The 21,769-nt window shown below is 59.8% G+C and carries 15 protein-coding genes; 14 read left to right on the forward strand and 1 reads right to left on the reverse strand.

What is annotated here, in order from left to right:
* The first annotated feature begins 2 nt into the window (after positions 1-2).
* Genes U0023_RS31700 through apnL form a run of 3 tightly spaced genes read left to right on the forward strand, consistent with a single transcriptional unit; the run spans position 3 to position 4,034 of the window.
* A complete protein-coding gene (locus U0023_RS31700) occupies positions 3-1,070 on the forward strand; it encodes an ABC transporter permease (RefSeq protein ID WP_009490252.1) in 1,068 nt (355 codons plus the stop codon).
* Entirely contained in the window at positions 1,070-2,098 is a 1,029-nt protein-coding gene (locus tag U0023_RS31705) for a Gfo/Idh/MocA family protein (RefSeq protein WP_040638125.1), read from the forward strand. The genes U0023_RS31700 and U0023_RS31705 overlap by 1 nt, the downstream gene beginning before the upstream one ends.
* 7 nt (positions 2,099-2,105) lie before the next feature.
* Positions 2,106-4,034, forward strand: coding sequence for a D-apionate lactonase (gene apnL, locus U0023_RS31710; protein ID WP_009490247.1), 1,929 nt, complete (start codon positions 2,106-2,108; stop codon positions 4,032-4,034).
* 66 nt (positions 4,035-4,100) lie between these two features.
* On the opposite strand, the gene U0023_RS31715 is transcribed toward apnL, so the two are convergent.
* Entirely contained in the window at positions 4,101-4,904 is an 804-nt protein-coding gene (locus tag U0023_RS31715; RefSeq protein WP_009490245.1) for a transcriptional regulator NanR, read from the reverse strand.
* A 720-nt stretch (positions 4,905-5,624) separates the two neighbouring features.
* Here U0023_RS31715 and U0023_RS31720 point away from each other — a divergent pair.
* The 11 genes from U0023_RS31720 (at position 5,625) to U0023_RS31770 (ending at position 20,870) form a co-directional block, all read left to right on the forward strand.
* A complete protein-coding gene (locus tag U0023_RS31720; protein ID WP_210160991.1) occupies positions 5,625-6,941 on the forward strand; it encodes a ribulose-bisphosphate carboxylase large subunit family protein in 1,317 nt (438 codons plus the stop codon).
* A complete protein-coding gene (locus U0023_RS31725; protein ID WP_009490241.1) occupies positions 6,938-8,329 on the forward strand; it encodes a four-carbon acid sugar kinase family protein in 1,392 nt (463 codons plus the stop codon). The genes U0023_RS31720 and U0023_RS31725 overlap by 4 nt, the downstream gene beginning before the upstream one ends.
* 14 nt (positions 8,330-8,343) lie before the next feature.
* Positions 8,344-9,186, forward strand: coding sequence for a phosphogluconate dehydrogenase C-terminal domain-containing protein (locus U0023_RS31730; protein ID WP_009490239.1), 843 nt, complete (start codon positions 8,344-8,346; stop codon positions 9,184-9,186).
* Entirely contained in the window at positions 9,171-10,550 is a 1,380-nt protein-coding gene (locus U0023_RS31735; RefSeq protein WP_154660961.1) for an ABC transporter substrate-binding protein, read from the forward strand. Before U0023_RS31730 ends, U0023_RS31735 begins: the two co-directional genes overlap by 16 nt.
* A gap of 31 nt (positions 10,551-10,581) precedes the next feature.
* Entirely contained in the window at positions 10,582-11,499 is a 918-nt protein-coding gene (locus U0023_RS31740; protein WP_009490235.1) for a carbohydrate ABC transporter permease, read from the forward strand.
* On the forward strand, positions 11,499-12,362 hold the full coding sequence (locus U0023_RS31745; protein ID WP_009490233.1) for a carbohydrate ABC transporter permease: 864 nt from the start codon (positions 11,499-11,501) through the stop codon (positions 12,360-12,362). Before U0023_RS31740 ends, U0023_RS31745 begins: the two co-directional genes overlap by 1 nt.
* A 30-nt stretch (positions 12,363-12,392) precedes the next feature.
* A complete protein-coding gene (locus U0023_RS31750) occupies positions 12,393-13,292 on the forward strand; it encodes a nucleoside hydrolase (protein WP_009490231.1) in 900 nt (299 codons plus the stop codon).
* Positions 13,293-13,639: 347 nt separating this feature from the next.
* Complete coding sequence (locus U0023_RS31755; RefSeq protein ID WP_322883907.1) at positions 13,640-14,695, forward strand: ABC transporter ATP-binding protein; 1,056 nt, start codon at positions 13,640-13,642, stop codon at positions 14,693-14,695.
* Positions 14,696-15,612: 917 nt separating this feature from the next.
* Positions 15,613-17,658, forward strand: coding sequence for an alpha/beta hydrolase domain-containing protein (locus U0023_RS31760; protein ID WP_052600464.1), 2,046 nt, complete (start codon positions 15,613-15,615; stop codon positions 17,656-17,658).
* A gap of 141 nt (positions 17,659-17,799) precedes the next feature.
* The gene (locus U0023_RS31765) at positions 17,800-19,398 is read left to right on the forward strand and encodes a hypothetical protein (protein WP_009490225.1); all 1,599 of its coding nucleotides are present in this window, start codon (positions 17,800-17,802) and stop codon (positions 19,396-19,398) included.
* Positions 19,399-19,502: 104 nt separating this feature from the next.
* Positions 19,503-20,870: an alpha/beta hydrolase family protein gene (locus tag U0023_RS31770; protein ID WP_009490223.1), complete on the forward strand. Its 1,368-nt coding sequence runs from the start codon at positions 19,503-19,505 to the stop codon at positions 20,868-20,870.
* The last annotated feature ends 899 nt before the right edge of the window (positions 20,871-21,769 follow it).

Raw genomic sequence — 21,769 nt, forward strand, 5'->3', positions numbered from 1 at the left:
GCATGGCCATTACACAAACCATCGGCAACTCGCGAACTGCCTGGAACGGCAGTGCAGTTGCCTTGGGCTTGATGAAGCTTCGTACCTTCATCGCGCTGTTCGCCGTGCTGATCTTTTTCTCGATCGCCGCGCCAAACTTTCTGAGCACTGCCAACCTGGTGCTGATGTCGAAGCATGTCGCGCTGAATGCGATCCTGGCAATTGGCATGACCTTTGTCATCGTAACGGGGGGCATTGACCTGTCCATCGGTTCAATCGTGGGCCTGTGCGGCATGGTCGCCGGCGGCTTGCTCCTGTACGGCATAGACCTGCAGATCGGCTGGACCATCTACTTCAACGTCGTCGAGGTCATCCTTATTACTTTGGCTGTGGGCGTCATGATCGGCGCCATCAATGGTTTGCTGATCACACGGTTGAACGTAGCCCCATTCATAGCGACCTTGGGCACACTCTACATGGCTCGTGGCATTGCCCTTTTGTCTTCCGATGGGCGTACGTTTCCGAATCTCGTCGGCAAGCCGGAACTCGGCACCACAGGCTATGGGATCCTCGGATCCGGCACGCTGCTGGGCCTGCCGCTTTCGATTTGGATTTTGATCGCGATTGCCGCAATAGCGAGCTATGTCGCCCGGAAGACGCCGCTGGGCCGGCACATCTTCGCCGTGGGCGGGAACGAGCGGGCGGCAGCCCTGTCGGGTATCCGGGTCCGGCGTGTCAAAATGCTCGTCTATATGTTCTCCGGCTTTTGCGCTGCGACCGTCGGGCTCATCATCTCGTCGGAACTCATGGCGTCTCATCCGGCGACCGGCGAGACGTTCGAACTCAATGCGATCGCCGCCGCCGTCCTTGGTGGCACGTCCATGTCGGGCGGTCGTGGCAGCGTCGGAGGCACGATCATAGGTGCGTTCGTGATCGGTGTTCTGTCGGACGGCCTTGTCATGATGGGCGTCAGCTCCTTCTGGCAGACCGTGATCAAAGGTCTGGTGATCGTGGCGGCGGTGGTCGTTGACCAGGCTCAGTATCGACTCCAGCAGCGGGTCGCCTCCCTTCAACTGGCCCGAACGGTGTAATTATGGAACTACGTGGCGCTCTCATAGGCTGTGGCTTTTTTGCCGCCAACCATCTTCATGCCTGGCAAGATATTCCCGGGGCCAGGATCGTCGCACTCTGCGACCGTGACCCCGCCCGCTTGGCCGACTATGGCGACAAATTCGGAATTCAGTCCCGCTACACGGATGCGGCCGATCTCTTCGTGCGCGAGAAGCTTGACTTCGTCGACATCGCGACGACGGCGGGAACCCACCGGCTGCTGGTCGAGATGGCGGCACAGCACCGGGTTCCGACCATTTGCCAGAAGCCGTTCGCCCCCTCCATGGAGGATGCTGAGGCCATGGTTCGTGCCTGTGAAGCAGCGGGCATCCCGCTGATGGTCCACGAGAACTTCCGGTGGCAGACCCCGATCCAGGCGGTCGCGGACGTGATCAGATCAGGGCGCATCGGGAAACCGTTCTTTGCGCGGGTCTCGTTCCGGTCCGCTTACGACGTCTTCTCCGGTCAACCCTACCTCGCCGAGGGTGAACGGTTCATCATTGAAGACTTGGGGATCCATATTCTTGATGTCGCGCGTTTTCTACTCGGTGACGCATCACGGATCACGGCAAGAACACAGCGAGTCAATCCAGCGATCCGGGGCGAAGATGTTGCGACCATGCTGCTGGACCATGCGAGCGGCGCCACCTCCGTCGTGGACTGCAGCTATGCCACCCGTCTTGCAACGGAGCCGTTTCCTGAAACCCTCGTCGAAGTCGACGGGAGTGACGGCTCCATCAGGCTCGGCCAAGGCTATCAGATGGTTGTAACTAGCCCACAGGGCGTGGAGACCACAGATGTTGCTCCGGCTCTTCTGCCCTGGGCAACCCGACCATGGCACAATATCCAGGAGAGCGTGCTCGCGATCCAGAACCACTGGATCGAGTGCCTGCGGCAACGGCAGGAACCGACGACCTCCGGACATGACAATCTCAAGACGTTCGCACTGGTGGAGGCTGCCTATCGGAGCGCTGGGACCGGCCAAACCATCGATTTGACCAACGGCTAGACTCGTCATGGACCGAAATCTACTTCGTACATATTTTGGCACTGAGCAGAGCTCGGTTGCTGTGCGCCTGCTGACGGCTGGGCGCCTGGCGGCAGAGTTGGTCGAGGGCAATCTGAGAACGATCTCCTACGATGGCCTCGAGGTGCTGCGGGCCATCTCGTATGTGGTTCGCGACAAAGACTGGGGAACGTACTCGCCCGTCATCGACGAGCTGGTCGTTCGCGAAAGCGACAACGAGTTCACCGTCACCTATCGTGCGGCCTGCCGAGGGTCGGCGGATCAGAACCTGACCTACCGTGCCGCCATCCATGGCACGGAGGCAGGGGTCACCTTCGATGTCGTGGCCGAGCCCGAAACGGATTTCCTTACAAACCGGTGTGGCTTTTGCATTCTCCATCCCATTGTGGATCTGGCAGGAACACCTGTCACGGTCGAACACACGGACGGTGAGAGGGAGCAGTCAGTTCTCCCGGACCTGATCGAACCGTGGCAGCCATTCAAGGATATGCGGGCGATCTCCCATCAGGTCGACCCTGGACTGATCGCGGGTTGCCGGATGGAGGGTGGGGTGTGGGAGATGGAGGATCAGCGCAACTGGTCCGATGCCTCCTACAAGACGTATGTGCGGCCTCTAGCACTGCCTTGGCCCTACGTTATGCCGCGGGCTGTTCCAGATCGGCAAACAATTACGCTCAGCATTGAGGATCTGCGGCAACAACGGCCGGCGGCAAGCAGTCCACCCAGGCAGGAAGCTGTTGAGATTTTCCTTGAGCCGGCCAGCGGGGTGGCGCCCAAAATCGGGCTTGTGATCGCTCCGGAGGAAATTGATGCAACCCTCGCTCATATTGAGCGCCTCCAGCAGGCAGGTCCTCAGGTCCTCCTTTGTCATTTCGATCCAACTGCGGGGCACGGGCGTGACGCAATGATGGGGTTCGCGAAAGTCGCGGCTGCCTATCCCGCGGAGATGGTGCTTGAGTGCGTGGTCCCGTGCCATGAGCCTCATGAGGGTGAGCTTGAGCGGGTTGCGGAACTGGTGCGGGGCGCGGGATTGTCGCTCTCCGCCATTGCGGTGTCCCCTTCGATGGACCGGCAATCAACGCCACCCGGCAGCACGTGGCCCGAGTGTCCACCGCTTGAGGAGGTCTATGCGTCGGCGCAGAAAGCCTTTCCGGATATTCGGCTCGGCGGTGGCATGTTCAGCTATTTCACGGAGCTCAATCGCAAGCGTGTGCCGGTCGAGAGCCTTGGCTTCGTGACTCATTGTACCTGCCCGATCGTGCATGCGGCCGATGACCTGAGCGTAATGCAGTCGCTCGAAGCGCTCCCATTCATTACGCGGTCGGCACGTGCCTTCATCGGAGATATGCCGTATTGGATTGGGCCATCGACGATTGGGATGCGCCAGAATCCGTACGGCTCCCGCACGATGGATAATCCGAATAATGAACGGATCGCCATGGCCTCATGGGATCCCCGTCAGGATGGTCTGTTTGCGGCGGCGTGGACGATCGGATATGCGGTCCGTATTATCGAAGCGAAGCTCGAGGTGCTCACAATCGGGGCCCTGACAGGGCCGTTTGGGCTCCTGCGAGATGGGCCACGCACTGGCCAGGTCAGGCCTGTCTTCCATGCCGCTTCCGGCTTGTCCTCACTCGCTGGAAAAGAACTGGCCGGATGCCGATCGAGCCGCCCGTCTGACATCCTCGCAATCGGCGTCATCGATGAACAAGGACGTCCAACGATTTGGGCCGCCAATGTGACGGACCGGAAGCAGCGCGTCCGAATAGTCTCTGAGAATTCACTCTGGAAGATGACCACCCTTGACCAGCACTCGGTTGAGTCCGGGTCTCTTGGCTCACTAGGCACCACAATGAACGTACGGAACGGCGCCATTGAGATGGAGCCGTTTGCCATCGCCCGCCTTCAGGCATCCTGAAGATATGGAGCGAAGCTTAGAGCATCGTTCCAGGAGGTCGGTACAATTTCCGGATCTCACGACGCGCTAGCCGCCCTTGGAGTTGACCTTGGCGCGACCGGGCTTCCTGGTGCTCGGCTTTCGGTTTGGCTTAGCCTTGGCCTTATCCTTCTCACTGGAGTTGGGATGATGCTCGTACAGAGAGGCGGACCGATCGAGATGTTTGGTCATTGCCGCCTCTGCTCCGTTAGGATCTCCAGCCTCTATCCGATCAATGATCTCCTCATGTTCGGACAACGTGAACTTTTCCTTGCCGGACCAAATCAGCAGCTCGGTATGGTATTCCTTTAACCAGCTGAGCATGGCCTCGCTGACGGCCTCGAAGATGGGGTTTCCTGAAATCGCGGCAATCTGCGCATGAAATCTCATATCGTCATCGATGAATGGAGCAGCGTTGCCCAGGTTATGCCGTTGACGCTCCAATGTCTGCCGTAGATGGGCTACATCGTCCTTGCTAGCTTTGAGGGCAGCTTCCCGCACCATGCCCCGCTCGAAAAATCGCCTCGCGTTCTTCAAATGATCCAGAGAGGTTGGAGAGGTAGAGAGTAGGATTTGGGCGGTCGCGTCGACCTGCTCGAAGAGCGAGCGCGCGGTCAGCTGGCGAACCCTCGCGCGTTCACCGTGAGTGATGGTGATCAGCCCCATGTTGTTGAGGGCCTGCATCGCTTCGCGAATGGCTGGACGGCCCACACGGAAGCGCTCCATGAGCTCGCGCTCCGACGGCATCATGTCGCCTGGGTTGAGTTCTCCAGATGTTATCATCAGCCTCAACCGGTCGAACACCTCATCCGAGAGCTTCCGGCGAACAATTGCGTCAGTTGGTGCCGTCACAACATCCCTGCTTCTTTGACCTGATCTCTGTTGCCTGCATGAGTGGACCCGCTCAAAGGACGAAACGGCTCCAGGGGCCGAACCATTCTCAGAGGTTCTATCATATTGGTATAATGATTATAGCTCAAGCCACGATCGTTGCGGCCTTGCCCTGTACAAACGCAGGAACTTGACGCTTGTTCTTCCCGATTCCCGCAGCCGCTCGAGAGCGGCTCCTGAACGAATATGCATCGACTTGGCAATAGCCGCGCCTGTTGGATCTTCTCATTGATAACAAGCTCCATCCCTGGCGTATCGCGCAGCCCCGAAGAGCCCGGACGATGATAAGTGAGCTCGTGCGAACCACAGCAAAATAGATCGCAAAATCACTCCTCATGCAGAAACGCCTTGCACGTGCTGGTCTGCTGGTATAATGAGTATGCATTGCTATTCGGCACGACGACCAAAGCAGCTCTTTTGTCGGCATATCAGCAGGCGAAGAGAGGAATGCGCCGTCAAGAGCGCAGGCCCTGATACAGAACCGCTTGCTCGCACTCGTCCCATTCAGGCTTGAGCGATTGCGCCGAACGTCAAACAGGAGGAGCGCCATGCACGAGCCCGCCACGCCTTGGCTCCCTGGTCCCGACACCCGGCTTTGAAAGCTGTCTGGATGTCGACGCTGCAACACATCCGAATGGCCGCGGCTGTGACGATAAGTGCGACTGTATGGCCGTCTACGGCATGCTGGCCAAGTTCCGCACAGAAAAGCACGGGAGAGGGCAAGCCGTGAGCGATCCGATCCGCATCGAGGCCGATTATCTTATAGAGACAACCTTCGACCCCCGTGCCGCAGCCGAGGCGATGGCAGGGGAGCAGTCGAGCGGAACGTTCGTCCCAGTCCCCGGTGAAACGCCGGAACTGAAGGCACGATCGGCAGCCCGCATTGAAGCGCTGGACATTCAGGACAATGAAATACCACAGCCTTCGCTTCCGGGCTCGGCAAACCCCAAGGGTCTGGCCGAGCCGATACGGCGGCAAGCGCGCGTCACGCTCTCCTGGCCACTTGAAAACATAGGCCCGTCGCTGCCCAATCTGGTCGCCACTGTTGCAGGTAACTTGTTCGAGCTGCGTCAGTTCTCAGGCCTGCGCCTTCTCGACATGCGCCTGCCCACCGCCTTCGCGCAGGCATACCCAGGCCCGAAGTTCGGCATTGCAGGGACGCGCCGCCTCGCGGGCGTCGCGGATCTCCCGCTGATCGGGACTATCATCAAGCCAAGCGTTGGTTTTGGACCCGAGGAAACCGCTGCGCTGACCAAGACACTGTGCGAAGCCGGCATCGACTTCATCAAGGATGATGAGCTGCAATCCGACGGGCCGCATTGTCCCTTCGATGAGCGGGCCCGTGCCGTGATGCGGGTTATCAACGATCACGCGGACCGTACGGGCAAGAAGGTGATGTATGCCTTCAATCTCACCGGTGAACTCGATCAGATGCGGCATCGCCACGATCTCGTCGTCGAACTGGGCGGCACCTGCATCATGGCCAGCCTGAACTCCGTGGGCATCGTCGGTATGGTCGAACTCGGCCGCTTCTCGCAGTTGCCGATCCATGCTCATCGCAACGGCTGGGGCTATCTCTCTCGGTCACCTGTGTTGGGTTGGTCCTACGTCGCGTGGCAGAAGATCTGGCGGCTTGCAGGCGCTGACCACATGCATGTGAATGGCCTGCAGAGCAAGTTCTCGGAGCCGGACGAGAGTGTCATCACCTCGGCCCGAGCCTGCCTCACCCCGATGTTTGCGGACAAGCCTTGCATCACAATGCCGGTCTTCTCCTCCGGCCAGTCCGCCAAGCAGGCGCCGGGCACATACGCAGGGCTTGAATCAGCGGACCTGATCGTCACGGCGGGAGGGGGCATCATGGCTCACCCCGATGGACCTGCCGCCGGAGTGTCGGGCTTGCGCGAAGCCTGGGAGGCGACCTTGGCCGGTATCCCGCTCGGCGACTACGCCCGTGAGCACCCCGCCCTTGCCAAGGCTCTCGAGGCCCACGCAGCATGAGCGACATGGCTGCCTCAACCGTCCTGCCTGACGGTCTTCTCGTCAGCTTCTATGGCGATGATTTCACCGGCTCGACCTCGGTTATGGAGGCGCTGACCTTCGCCGGCCTCCCCACGGTGCTTTTCCTTGATACGCCAACGCCCGAGCAGCTTGCCGGGTTTGCAGGATACCGGGGTATAGGGATCGCGGGCATTGCTCGATCTCAGTCGCCGGATTGGATGACGGCGCATCTACCCAGAATTTTTGGGACCATGGCAGCGCTTAATGCTCCCGTTGCACACTACAAAGTCTGCTCGACCTTCGACTCGGCGCCGCACGTCGGCTCGATCGGGCGAGCGATTGATCTCGCAGCTCCTATGCTTGGAGGCGAATGGCACCCGCTCATCGTCGCAGACCCGGCGATTGGCCGCTATCAGGTCTTCGGGAACCTGTTCGCCGTCGCTGGCGGCGTTGGTTACCGGCTCGACCGGCACCCAACCATGTCCTGCCACCCGGTCACTCCCATGGGCGAAGCGGATGTCCGCCGGCACCTCCAGCAGCAGACCGATAAAAACATCGGTTTGGTCGACTATCTTGCCCTGAAGCGCGGCGAATCCGTCACAAGACTGAAGGAGGAACGCGCCCGGGGGGCCGAGATCGTGGCGATCGATGTCGCCGACGGCGGGACGCTTGCTGCAGCTGGTCGACTCGTTTGGGACAACCGCGGGGATCGGATCTTCGCGGTGGGTTCACAAGGCTTGGAGAATGCTCTGGTTGCTCATTGGCAGGCCGCGGGCCTGCTCGACAAGCCACGCCAAGAGTTTCGCGCTGCTCCAATCGAACGCATTGTCTGTGTCTCCGGCTCGTGCTCGCCAGTTACCGCTGGGCAGATCGCGTTTGCTGAAAACAATGGTTTTGCCGGAATCCGGCTCGATGCGGCTCGGGCCGTTGATCCGACGGAATGGGAGCGGGAGCTGGAACGCACTGCGGCTCACGCGCTCACCACCATCGGCCAGGGCCGGGACGCCCTGGTATTCACGGCCGCCGGCCCGGACGACCCGGCCGTCTCCTGCATGCGGTCCGCGGTCGACACGAGTGGGTTGCCTGCGGGTGAGATCAATGACCAGGTCGGGGCTGGCCTTGGACGGATCTTGGATCGGGTGTTGCGGGAAGCCCGCCTCGGGCGGGCCGTCATCGCAGGCGGCGATACGTCGGGCCATGCTGCCCGCGAGCTCGGCATCTACGCGCTCACCGCCACAGCACCGATTGCTCCCGGTTCGCCACTCTGCCGCGCGTACTCGGACGATCCAGCCCATGCCCAACTCGAAATCGCGCTTAAGGGTGGGCAGATCGGAGCACCCGACTTTTTTTGCGCCGTGAGACAGGGCGGAACCCGTCCCCAACACTGAATGAGGAGAGAAACATGACGAAGATCGCATTGCTCGGCGCTGGCGGAAAGATGGGAGTCCGCTTGGCCACCAATCTGCTTGGATCACGTTTTGAGGTTGACCACGTCGAGATTTCCGATGGCGGGCGCCAACGTCTGGCGTCCGCCATCGGCGTCGACTGCGTTGATCAGGATAAGGCGCTTGCCGGAGCGGACATCGTTCTCATGGCCGTTCCGGACCGGCTGATCGGCAAGATCGCACACAGTATCATCGACAAGGTCCGTCCCGGCACGGCCTTCATCGTGCTTGACGCTGCTGCCCCGCATGCGGGCGAAATGCCTGACCGGCCGGATGTAACATATTTTGTCACCCACCCCTGCCATCCCTCGGTCTTCAACGACGAAACCGACCCCGAGGCCAAGAAGGATTTCTTTGGTGGCTTAAAGGCCAAGCAGCATATCGTTTGCGCCCTGATGCAGGGCCCCGAGGAGCATTACGCCCTCTGCGAGGAGATCGCCCGTACGATCTACAAGCCGGTCATCGCAGCACATCGCTGCACGGTCGAGCAGATCGCCATCCTTGAACCCGCGCTCTCCGAGACGGTTGCCATTACCATGTGCATCGCTCTTCGCGAGGCGACCGAGGAGGCGATCCGGCGTGGCGTCCCGCGTCAGGCCGCCGTCGAGTTCGTGCTGGGGCACATCAACATCGGGCTTTCCATCGCCTTCGAAGTTTTCCCTGAAGGCCGTTTCTCGGATGGCGCCCTGCATGCCATCGAGCAGGCCAAACCTCAAATTTTCCGCGACGGCTGGCTGGAGCGTGTCTTCGACCCGAAGGCCGTCATGCGATCCGTCAAGGAGATTTGCGAAGCAGCCTGACCTGTACCTGCCAACACGGACGAGGATCGTGTCACCCGGCGCGATGCTCCAAGACCAAAAACAAAAAGATTGCCGAAACTGGAATAGGAGGAAATTACGCCATGAATGCACTGTCACGTCGATCGATCATTGCCGCAGCCTTTGTGTTTGGAGCTGCGCCGGCTCTAAGCCAGCCCGCCCCCACCCGTCCCGTTACCCTTGAATTGTTCGGCCTCGCATCGCACAACTGGCAACTCGTCATTGACCGCTTTCAAGCTCAGTACCCGAACATTAAGATCAAGTTCACGAAGTTCAGCACGGACGAGATGAAGCAGGCGCTGCGGGTAGGCGCATCCTCAGGCAAGCTCCCGGATCTCTGGTGGAACTGGGGTGGCTCGCTTGCGTCACCTTACAACCGTGCCGGCTACGCGCTGAAGATCACGCCGGAAATGCAGAAGGAGTATGGCATCACTCAGAATGTGACACCCGCTTCGCTCGACATCACGCGGGACGGTGCCGATCTCTACGGCATTCCCAACAAGATCGGACCGTTCGGCTTTATCTACAAGAAGGCACTGTTCGCCAAGTACAACATCAAGGAGCCGACCACCTTCGCCGAACTCGAAAAGGCCGCCGAAACCCTGAAGGCAAACGGCGTAACGCCGTTCTCGATCGGGGGCAAGTTCAGCTGGATGACCATGCGGTTCTTCGACTTCTTCCTCGAGCACTACGCCGGTCCGGCCGGACACGACGCATTGCTCAACACGGAGACGCCATGGACATCCGACCCGGTGGTCAAGTCATTTGCGAAGTTGAAGGAATGGTCCGACAAGGGGTACTTCCCAAAAGGCTTCCTCAACATCGATCCGAGCACCAATCTTCCTCTGCTCTACAACGATCAGGCGGCGATCGTCTTTGATACCCCTTCGCTCGAAACCAGCCGCATCATTCGGGAGAACATGTCGCCGGCTGATTACGGCACGTTCCCGCTCCCGACGGATCACAAGCCGCTGCGTGCGCCAGGATCCCCGTCCCAGTTCCAGGTCAACGCCAAGACGCCAGACGAAACGAGGCAGGCCGCACTGCTCTTTGTGAGCTTCGCGGCGCGTCCGGACATCGCTCCAGTGACGGCGGAGGCGGTTGGATATCCCAGCGCGACAAAAGGCATTCTGCCCCCTGAAAACCTCCCGATCCAGCGGAAGTGGGCCGAATGGACGCAAGGTGAGGTCGGCTTCTACAAGCTGACGGATCAGGGGCTACCCCAAGACGTGGTGGCATCGTACTTCGAGGCACAGGACTCGGTCATCCTTGGGGCGATGAAACCGGAGGAGGCGGCCGAGCAGGTTCAGGAAGCCATCACACGCTTTAAAAAGCGCAATAAATGACGCCCCTGGTTCTCCTACGAGGTGCAGCGCCATGACATCCATCCCGGTCGATCTAAAAGCCGGCAGCCTGACCATGAGACGAACTCTCCCGCAGTCTCTTGTGGCTTGGCTGTTTCTTGCTCCGGCAGCCGTCATATTCGCCGTCGTTCTTATATATCCCATGACCTATTCGGCCTGGTTGAGCCTGTTCCAATGGGACGGGGTCTCGCCGAACAAGGTCTGGGTGGGTGTTGAGAACTACGTCGAGTTGTTCACGGCAAACCGGGTCTTCTGGATCGCATTGAAGAACAATGTGTTCTGGAGTCTGCTCTCACTCGTCATCCCAACAGGGATCGGGTTAGGCCTTGCCCTGCTCCTCAACATGGCGTTCCGGGGAAGTTCATTTTTCCGGAGCGTCTTCTACTTTCCGGCGATCCTGTCGATGAGCATCGTCGGCCTGATCTGGAGCTGGATGTATCATCCGACACTCGGTCTCATCAATCAGTCCCTTGCGGCCATTGGGCTAACTGGATTGGAGAATAATTGGCTGTCCGATCCTTCCATCGCACTCTATTCGGTCTTCGTCGCCGCAACCTGGCATAATGCAGGTCTCCCGATGCTGCTGTTCCTCGCGGGCTTGCAGACCATCCCCAAGGAGGTCATGGAGGCCTCGCGCATCGACGGTGCGACCCGCCTGCAGGGTTTCTGGTTTGTCACCTTTCCGATGCTGCGGGAGACAACAATGGTTGTCGTTGCGATCACGGCAATCAATTCCCTGAAGGTCTATGACATCATCTACGTGATGACTTACGGCGGTCCCGCCAATCGGACCCAGGTCCTCGGAACATGGATGTATTTTCTCACCTACAACCATAACGAGGTCGGCCTCGGCACGGCGATAGCAGTCATTCTCTTCGGTCTGACATTATTCTTCGCTATTCCTTACACGCGACACATGGTGAGAAACTGATGACAGCCTCCGTCGCCTCCTTCCCGGACGTCGCCGTGCGGACGCCACGGTTCGCGGTGGGATCATATGGGTTCTATATCGCGATCTCGGTCGCCGCGCTCATCTGGTCGTCACCGTTGTTTATCCTGTTCTTCACAGCCTTGAAGAGTGCCAACGATTTTGCGCAGAACGGTACCTTCTCCCTGCCGCAAACCCTTGAACTCTCCAATTTTGCCAAGGCATGGGACATCGGGATCAAAACATATTTCATGAACTCGCTTGTCCTCACCCTGATCAAGGTGCCTACAGGAGTCTTCATATGCTCGCTCGCGGCATTCGCGCTCACTAAGATGCGCTTGCGGGGCGCCCAAGTCATTTTCACGGTCTTCGTTCTCGGACTGGTCGTGCCGATGCAGATGACTCTCGTTCCATTGACCACGTTGTATCAGCACCTTGGGTTGATCGACTCATTGCCGGGACTGTTCTTCCTTTATCTCGGTTTTGGACTGCCGTTGGGCATTCTGATCTTGCGCGGCTACTTCCGGTCCATTCCGGATGAGATGATCGAAGCGGCGTTCATTGATGGCTGCTCCTGGTGGGATGTCTATTGGCGCATCGTCATGCCTGTCTCAAAGCCCGCCATCGTATCGCTTCTCATCCTTGACGGCATATCGACCTGGAACGAGTTTATCCTCGCCCAGATCTTTATCCGGACCCAGGCCAATCGAACTCTGCCATTGGGCGTCGTGCAGTTTAGCACCGAGTTCTCGACGGCCTATGAACTCCTCGCGGCTGGGCAGATCATTACCATTGCGCCATTGATCCTGCTCTACCTGTTCTTCCAGCGATACTTCGTCCACGGCATGGCCGGAGCGATCAAATAATCCGAAACCGCACTGACATAGGAGAAAAGAGTGCTACCCATCGAAAAGAGAGCTCGCCTCATCCTCAACACTGATGCCAAGAATGAGGCTGACGACCAGTATACGATCGTTCATGCGCTTCTGACGCCGACCTTCGACTTCCATGGGATCATTCCGGCTCACTTCGGATCGATCAAATCGAAGACAAGTCTGAGGGACAGCCACGATGAGGTTATGAAGATCCTGGATCTGATGAACCTCAAAGATCGCGTGCGTGTAGAGCCCGGAGCCGAGGGTTCAATGCCCGATGAGAAGACTCCCATGGCATCGGCGGGCGCGCGTCTGATTATTGAGGAGGGAATGAAAGATGATCCGCGGCCACTCTACGTGGCATTCCTGGGGCCTCTGACCGACATGGCTGCGGCCCTGCTGATGGAGCCTCGTCTGAACGAGAGGAATATCTGCGTTGTCTGGATCGGGGGTGGGCAATGGCCCGTTGGAGGTCGCGAATACAACCTCTCGAACGATATCCATGCCGCCAACGTGGTCATGAAGTCGAAGGTTCAGCTCTGGCAGATTCCTATGTCAGTCTACCGCATGATGGCCGTCAGCTACGCGGAACTCATGGAGCGCGTCTATGACAGGGGCGCCATCGGCAAGTATCTTGTCGAGCAACTGATCGACTGGAACCTGCGAATGCACGCCGGCCCGATTGAGCACAGATCGCTCGGCGACACGCCGGCCCTTTCGGTCATTCTCAATCCGAACGGCGGCATCTCGGAATGGCTGCCTGCGCCCGAGTTCAACAGCCTGATGAATTACGTGCATACAGGAGCCAATCGCCCGATCAAGGTCTACCACAGCATTGATGTAAGATACATCCTTGAGGATTTCTACGCGAAGCTGAACCGCTTCACGCGCGGCGAACAGGAATTGGCCAACTTCGTATGAGCCGCTCAATGGAGTGAATGACGTCACTCGGCAGCTGCCGTCGACCGGCTCCGCACGTCTGATTGCGCCCGCTACGCTGTACTCTACTGGTACAGCGGGCGCAATCATGCATGAAACCGGTATGCCTTGATCGGCTTATGCTGACGCGCACCGTGCGGCCTTGTGACGCCTCCGCTTCGCACAAATCGCAAGTCTCTAGAGAAGCTGCCGACCGCGTAGGCCATACAGCCGATATCGATGAGGGCGCTGGCGATCTCCAACGAACACCAAAAGCTGAAACACTGCGCCTGACCGCTCAGCGAGTCGCATCTCTGCGAGATCAGAAATGAATTACGGAGGAACACACCATGGCACCGGTTGAGATCCGCAACATCCGCAAGAATTTCGGCACGGTCCCGGTCATTCACGGGGTGTCGATCGACATCCAGGACGGGGAGTTCGTGATCCTGGTGGGCCCGTCGGGCTGCGGCAAGTCGACCCTGCTGCGCATGATCGCCGGGCTGGAGAGCGTCTCGGGCGGCGAGCTGCGCATCGGCCCGAAGGTGGTCAACGACATGCCGCCGAAAGAGCGCGACATCGCCATGGTGTTCCAGAACTACGCCCTCTACCCGCATATGACGGTGGCCGACAACATGGCCTTCTCGCTCAAGCTCAAGAAGGCGCCGAAAGCCGAGATCAAGGCCCGCGTCGACCGCGCCGCCGAGATCCTGGGGCTCAACAAGCTGCTCGACCGCTACCCGCGCCAGCTCTCGGGCGGCCAGCGCCAGCGCGTCGCGATGGGCCGGGCCATCGTGCGCGACCCGCAGGTGTTCCTGTTCGACGAGCCCCTGTCCAACCTCGACGCCAAGCTGCGCGTGGCCATGCGCACCGAGATCAAGGCCCTGCACCAGCGCCTGAAGACCACCACCATCTACGTCACCCACGACCAGATCGAGGCCATGACCATGGCCGACAAGATCGTGGTGATGCACGACGGCGTGGTCGAGCAGGTCGGGGCGCCGCTCGAGCTCTACGACCGCCCGGCCAACCTGTTCGTGGCCGGCTTCATCGGCTCGCCGGCGATGAACTTCCTCAAAGGCCACCTGCAGGGCGGGCGCTTCGTCACCGCGAGCGGCACCAGCCTGCCGGTGGCCAATGCCCCGGCGGCCTCGGACGGGCAGCCGATCATCTACGGCATCCGGCCCGAGCACTTCATTCTCGACGACACCAACGGCCTGCCGGCCGAGGTGGCGGTGGTCGAGCCGACCGGTTCGGAGACGCAGGTCTTCGCCAAGTTCGGCGGCGCCGACGTGGTCGGCGTGTTCCGCGAGCGCATCGATGCCCAGCCCGGCCAGCAGATCCGCGTCACTCCTGATCCGAAGCTCGTGCACCTCTTCGACGAGCAGTCCGGCAAGCGTCTTTGATTCACGTCCGCAAAAGGCAAACTCAACTCGCCGAGACTTTCAACCTTCCAAACCGCGGCTCGGAAGGTCTCCCTCTGGCACATCCCGGGAGTAGACCGAAATTCCGGAATGCGTCGACAAGAGGACCTTCCTCTGGCCTTTTTCAATGTGCAGCAACTTAAGGCTGCTCACTACAGGCGGCTCTCCTTGGAGCTTTGAAGGTCTACATCTGGCTAACGCCGATAAGTACGTAGGGATCTTCGGACATTGCTGCGGAAGCGGGAACTCCATGGATTAATCCGTTTAGGAAGTGGGCCGACCTCTCGCAACAGGTGGTGAGCCGCCCTCGGATAGCTCACATACCGTTGGCTCGAACATAGACGATTTCGGTATGAACGATTGGTCAACTAGTCCTGGAAGTCTCGTTGTTGAAGTGCGTGCTCTTCGGAGAACACCCTGAGGTACGAGATACGGATCAATTGGCTGAATATTGATCTCGAAACACGTGTGTCACGCAGGTTTGTCGGAATATGCAGGACGCAAAACTAGCGTAGATCCCTCGGACGACAAGATACACCACCTCTATACCTACCCTGCTCGAAAAGCAGTTGTCCGCCACCTCGCTTAACATGGAGCATCGAGATAGCTCGATTCTCGACAACACACTGGTCCCGTCGAAAGAGGGGCGAGGTGATAATTGAGGGGCGTGCGAGGAGGATGTTTCGATCGTGCAGCAGATCATGCGTCAGCATCTCTCCCAGGATGCGCTAGCAACGACGAATTAACTGGACGTGGTCAGAGCACCGGACCCGCGTCTCGACAAGACCTACCTATAATCATGTAACGGAGGAACTCCCATGAGTGAGACACGAGGAAGAGGGACAGTCTCAAGCGTATCCCGGAGGGTATTGACGCTTGCACTGGCAGCTGCCGGGACAATGAGTGTTTGGGTCGGGGGCGCCACTGCGAAGGTGTCTCGCATTGTCGTCGACAAGGTCGAACCCCTCAACGATGCGAACCCGTCTGTTTCCTACGAGAAGCTCAGGGGCCGTGCCTTTGGGGAGCTGGATCCCTATGATCCGGCGAACGAGATCATCACGGATCTCAAGTTCGCGACCCGCAATGCTAACGGAAAAGTCGAATACGTCTCCGTCTTCGAGCTGACGAAGCCTGTCGACATGACGAAGGCCAGCGGACTGCTCTGGTACGACCTCGTCAATCGCGGGACGCCCGTGACCCTGGGCGAGGGAGCAATCCGCCCGCCTGCCCACGGGCATGTCCATCTGATCAGCGGCTGGCAGGGCGATCTCGTCCAAACCGACAAGAACGTGACGGTCCAGGTGCCCGTTGCACGTAATCCCGACGGATCATCCATCACCGGGGTCGTTCTGTCTCGGCTGGCGGACTCGAAGCCGGACGCGAATACCCGGCCTCTGTCGGTGCTTGCCAATGCCATTCCCTACGATGCGGCATCGCTTGACACCTCCAAGGCTCACCTGATTGCGAAGACCTCGGAAAAGCGATCGGGTGAGATCGGGCCCACCAAGGAGATTGCCTCAACCGAGTGGGCCTTTGCCGATTGCTCCAAGACGCCGTTCCCGGGAACGCCCAACCCGCGGATGCTATGCCTGAAGGACGGATTTGATCCCAAGCTCCTCTATGAGTTGGCCTATGACGTCAAGGATCCCAAGGTGCTCGGGGTCGGTCTTGCGGCCATGCGCGATGTAGCCTCCTTCTTCCGCTACGAGGATAAGGATACCGAGGGCAACGCCAACCCGGTTGCCGGGCGGATCAAGAAGGCCGTCACGCAAGGCATCTCTCAGAGCGGCAATGCCCTGAAGACCTTCATCCTGCTCGGGTTCAACCAGGACGAGGCAGGACGGATGGTGTTCGACGGCGCCAACCCGCACATTGCCGGACGCCTGACTGCCGTCAACGTGAGATTCGGCGTTCCAAGCGGCTCCGGCACGCTCTATGAGCCGGGCGGCGAGGGGGTTCTCTGGTGGACCCGTTACCAGGACAAGGGCCGCGGCCGCACCGAGGCAAGCCTGCTCGACCGCTGCACAGCGACAGGCACCTGTCCGAAGATCTTCGAGACCTTTGGTGCGGCCGAGTTCAATGCTCGCCTGATGACCGTCGCGCTCACGGGCACTGACAGCAAGGCCGACCTGCCGCTGCCGGCCAACGTTCGGCGCTACTACTTCCCGGGGACCACTCATGGCGGTGACGTTGAGGCTGGGTTCGATCCGAAGCCGCAGCCTGCCTCGGGTTGTGTCCTGGCGAAGAACCCGAACCCGGAGACTGAGACCATGAACGCACTCCAACTCGCCTTGGCGGAGTGGGTCATGGATGGGACCGAGCCGCCTGGGAGCGTTTATCCGAGGCTGAGTGACGGCAATCTCGTGGCCAATACCAAGGAAGCCATGGGCTTCCCGACGATTCCCGGCGGCCTCGCGCCGGACGGGATGGCAATTGGCCTGATGGATTACGATTTCGGTCCCGATCTGGACTACAACGACTTCTCCGGCGTGATCTCGCGCCAACCACCTGGGATCAAGCAGACGATCCGGGCCCTGATGCCCAAGGTCAATGCTGATGGCAACGAGGTGGTCGGAATTGGCTCCCTCCTGCACCAGGCGCCGCTTGGGACGTATACGGGCTGGAATGCAACGGCGACAGGGTTCTTCAAGGGGCAACCTTGCGGCGGCGGACTCACGGGCGGCTACATCCCGTTTGCTCAGACCAAGGCCGAGCGCCTCGCCTCGGGCGACCCGAGACCTTCTCTCGAGGAACGCTACGGCACTCAGGAAGGCTACGTGTGTGTTGTTCGGGCGGCAGCAAAACGCGATGTGGAGAAGCGCTATCTGCTCCAACGGGATGCCGATCGCCTGATCGCCCAGGCCGCTGCCGCCAGCATCCTACCCGCCGAAGGCGCTACCCCAGAGGCCAACGATATGGCCCGCACCCTCTGCCAGCGTCAGTAACCGCAACATCGGCAAGCCTCCGGGCTGCGGCTTAGCGGGCCCCGGAGGCTTCTCCCGCAGGCGGACCCGCCTCTGATCTCGGGCGCAGCCGTACATTGGATCAGGCCTGCTCCCAAAACCAATGCCCCCAAGGAGGAAACAATGACGAGATACCTGCTTGCCTCATCGGCAATGCTTTCACTGCTGCTCGGCAGCCCTGGCCTGGCTCAGCAGACGAAGCAGATCGTGAACGCCGGCACGCCGGAGCCTGAATGCACGTTCCACGTCAACTACGACCGGAACGCCGACATGCCGGGCTATGTCCTGGACAGGAATGGGCGCCAGCAGTGCTTGCCGTTCATGCCCACCAACCAGCTCATCCCGTCGGATTACAAGGGCAAAGACTTCTACACCGAAGAGTTCACGGATGCGAAAATCCGGGCGCGGTGGGCCGAGTGCAAGAAAACGTCTGCTTGCGCGGATCCTGTGATCGCCGGAGCAAAAGGGTTCGTTGCATACGAGAAGCGGGATACCGGCACGGTTGACCCCGTCGGCAAGGTCGATCCAGAAGGCGAGATCGACCTGAGGGATATCCGCCGGCCGGCCTACTTCGGCAAGACCCAATATCAGGAGCCGATTGCCGAGGCAGAGGCCCGGACTTACACGGTGGAGTTCACCGTGCCACGGGACAGCTACGAACGCTTGCACCTCAAGAAAGACGATCCGATCAGGCTGCGAGGCTGGTACCTGGAAGGGCAGGGGAGCGACAACGATGCCGGACAGAAGGTCCGCGCACTCGTAGTCATGAACAATGGCGGCGGCGGAGAAATCACCACGATCGACAATCCCAAATCGGAAGGGGCTGTGTTCGATCCCACCACCAAGAAATGGCTCGCCGGCAAATTCCCGGATGGCCAGACGGAGGAACCTGGCCATCGCCACTGGCGAGGGTTCATCTATGCCCTCAATCAGGCCGGCTTCGACGTGCTGGTCACGGATCGGCGGGGCAATGGTGTCTCAGGCGGAGTAAGCGGCTACAACACCGGTGAGCAGGCGAACGACATCTTCCGGGAACTCACCGCACTCGAGACCGGCGACGGGTTACGACTGCTGACGCCTGCAGGCGAGGTGCTGTCCGGAGCACAGGCCAGGGGCCGTCTCCTGGCAGGGCAGAAGGCGACGCAGATCCCGGTCGTTGTCGGGGGCTATTCCCGCGGCTCGTACACCGCCGCCTGGACCATGCACAAGAACTTCGTGGAGGACTGTAACTACGACGTGCCGGACGGCGGCTGCAAGCCAGCCCGGGCCTGGAGCAACATCAAGGGGGCCATCCTCTACGGGCCGAACTCGGCCGGGCTGGGCTATCGCATGGCCGGGCACGACCTGATCGAGGCGGCCCTGCGCAGCGATTACAACACCACCTACTACCCAGACGGCAACGTTCTGGCGAACATCGGCAAATGGCCCGGCGTCCTGATTGTCAAAGGAATCTGGGATTACGTTGAGGGTCTGGAGGGATCCCTGGACGCATTCAACCGGGCCAGCGAGCCGAAGGACCTCTTCGTATTCCGCGGACCGCATCAGTTGAACACCCAAGCCCCCGAAAACATGAAGCTTGCAGGTGAACGCATGGCGGCCTTTGCCAGGGCCGCGGTTCTTGGGCGGAAGCAGGTCGCGGGCGGGTTGCATCCCGCCAATCTGAAAGAGCTGGTCACCTCGAGCCCTGATTATTGGGAAATCACCACAGCACCGAAGGAATGAGCCACCAGGCTCCCATCGTTCAACCGCTGCGAAGTGCTGCCTCCGGTAGCGCTTCGCTCAACCTGGAAGCCCAGAGCTTCAGAGATCCGAGGAGGAAACCCAAGATGCAGACATCACGATATATGACACTTGCGGCGATCGGCTTGACCAGCCTGTTGCTGGCCTCGCCGACCCTTGGTGTCGAGATCAAGAAAGAGGAAGGGACCCTTCCGTCTCAATTCCCCTACATGATCAACGTTCCTGCGAACTGGAACGGGATCGTGATTAACGATCTCGATGCGGTGGCCAACAAGGGTGGAAAGCTCGCCGCGTATCTGTTGGACCATGGCTATGCCTACACGGGAACTGGACGTCATCCTGAGCGCATGACGCGCCACGATCCTCTGACCGAACTCGATGCGCAGGTCGCCGTGATCAAGATGGTCAAGGCGAAGTTCGGGCAACCCAAATACACGATCCAGTATGGCTGCTCAGGCGGTGGCTTCGTGACTCTGGCTATGGCCGAGAAGCATGCCGACGTGATCGATGGCGCCGTCGCGTTCAACGCGCGGGGCACGGGCGGTATGGCGGTTGCCAACACCTGGCTCGATCTGCCCTATACCCTGAAGGCCCTGCTGGCTCCCGGCTCCAATCTCCTAGTGGCGCCGGTCCCCCAAGATGCGTTGCCGGCCGCATACGATGCGTGGAAGCCAGTGATGGAGAAGGCTCAACAGACTCCTGAAGGGCGCGCTCGGATTGCGCTGGCGGTTGCAGTATCGCAGTGGCCGACCTGGGGGGCGATCAGCAATCCGCCGAAGGAGAAGCCTAAGAGTGATCTCGCCTCCTTGCAGGCAGCGATGTTCAAATCGGCTAGCGATGGCTTGGCAAATGCGGTCAACCGCCGGCAGCTTTACGACAATCCGGCGGGCCTTGCCTCGTGGAACACCGGCATCGACTATGCAAGATTCTATGAGGTCGGCGCCGATCCGGAGCACAAGGCGATCATCTCCAAGCTCTATCAGGAAGCCGGACTTGGCGAAGAGGGGATTGCCGCCGACCTTGCCAAGATCAACGCCCAGCCGCGCATCGAAGGCACGCCGGAAGGCGTCCATTACTGGCTTGAGCCTGGTCGGCTCCTCGAGGGCAAGATCGCTGTGCCGCTCTTCCACGCTCATGGACTGGGGGACGCCCTGCTGCCGCCTCATCTGCTAGCTGGCTACGCCGTGGCTGTCGAGAAGCAGGGTAAGAGCGATCTCTACCGGACAGCCTTCGTCGATGCCGCCGGTCACTGCGAGACATCGGTCTCAGAGGCCACAGCAGCGATCGAGGCGATGGTCACCCGTCTCAGCACAGGGAAGTGGAGTGATACGAACTCTGCTGCCCTCAATGCGGCGGCGAGCACACTGAACCTCGAAGCCCCTCGCTTCGTGAGCTACACGTTCAAGACACCCTTCAACCGCGCATTCTATGCAAACACCAAGCATCCGTTCTAATGAACCGGACTGCTTTCGCCGGCGGCACGCAGCCGTCGGCGTTTTCGTTCGCCACATGTCGTGAGGTGGGAGGATAGTGTGACGCAGTCTTGCAACCACCGCCTCACAGGACAGGACAATACTGCTTATAGGTGTAAGCCGGCTTGTACCACGGAAGCAGAGCAAAATCTGGGACACGCAGTCGAGCGGGTCTTCGATTGCCTTTACCTGCATCCGCCTATACAGGCCGCCACGGGCGGCTCTAGTCAAAGGATTTGAAAGTCAACGTCCTACCAATGTCCGATGAGTATGTAGGGATTATCGGTCATTGCGGGCGTCCAGAAGCCACTCATTCACCGAACGTGCTTGCCAGTTCCAAACGATTGTCTGGCCTAATCCCCTCACATGGAATAGACCGCTGCAATTCGGCCGATAGAACCTGCCCCACTAAGCTCGATCAGCATCAGGTGATGTCCCATTACAAATTCAGGCATCCGTCCCGAGCGGGTCGAGGTGTCATGCTGTTCTGCGGGTAAGTTCCGTTTCACGGGAGAGGGGCATGACTGTTAATCGGCACCGAAGAACTGACCCCTCTCAAGGGAGCGCGACGCCTGAGTTCAGCGACGCAAAATGAAAATTTGGTGGGGTCACGAGCGGCGCCGATGATGACCCCGCTGAAGCGACGAATTCTCCATCAACGTCATGCGCGTAACGGCGGTCGGCTCAAGGGTACATATTCGATGCTGAATCACATTGGAATGTGCCATGCCTCTCGCGGATAGCTCGCAAAAAGTAGGCCCCGCATCAAGGATCGGCTCGTTTCCTGCCGAAAGAGGTCAGCGCCTTTGAGGGGAATGGCCGCTGACACGAGACGAGGTGCTTGATGCGGGGCTGGGACCTGCTGCCACGGGGGCACAAGA

The organism is Microvirga lotononidis, assembly GCF_034627025.1.
Lineage (GTDB): Bacteria > Pseudomonadota > Alphaproteobacteria > Rhizobiales > Beijerinckiaceae > Microvirga > Microvirga lotononidis.

Bases quoted from the DNA above. Each gene is read 5' to 3' on its own strand.
- U0023_RS31755 (WP_322883907.1), top strand. From the start codon at position 13,640: ATGGCACCGGTTGAGATCCGCAACATCCGCAAGAATTTCGGCACGGTC.
- U0023_RS31745 (WP_009490233.1), top strand. From the start codon at position 11,499: ATGACAGCCTCCGTCGCCTCCTTCCCGGACGTCGCCGTGCGGACGCCA.
- U0023_RS31765 (WP_009490225.1), top strand. From the start codon at position 17,800: ATGACGAGATACCTGCTTGCCTCATCGGCAATGCTTTCACTGCTGCTC.
- U0023_RS31720 (WP_210160991.1), top strand. From the start codon at position 5,625: ATGCTGGCCAAGTTCCGCACAGAAAAGCACGGGAGAGGGCAAGCCGTG.
- U0023_RS31700 (WP_009490252.1), top strand. From the start codon at position 3: ATGGCCATTACACAAACCATCGGCAACTCGCGAACTGCCTGGAACGGC.
- U0023_RS31770 (WP_009490223.1), top strand. From the start codon at position 19,503: ATGCAGACATCACGATATATGACACTTGCGGCGATCGGCTTGACCAGC.
- apnL (WP_009490247.1), top strand. From the start codon at position 2,106: ATGGACCGAAATCTACTTCGTACATATTTTGGCACTGAGCAGAGCTCG.
- U0023_RS31740 (WP_009490235.1), top strand. From the start codon at position 10,582: ATGACATCCATCCCGGTCGATCTAAAAGCCGGCAGCCTGACCATGAGA.
- U0023_RS31730 (WP_009490239.1), top strand. From the start codon at position 8,344: ATGACGAAGATCGCATTGCTCGGCGCTGGCGGAAAGATGGGAGTCCGC.
- U0023_RS31725 (WP_009490241.1), top strand. From the start codon at position 6,938: ATGAGCGACATGGCTGCCTCAACCGTCCTGCCTGACGGTCTTCTCGTC.
- U0023_RS31760 (WP_052600464.1), top strand. From the start codon at position 15,613: ATGAGTGTTTGGGTCGGGGGCGCCACTGCGAAGGTGTCTCGCATTGTC.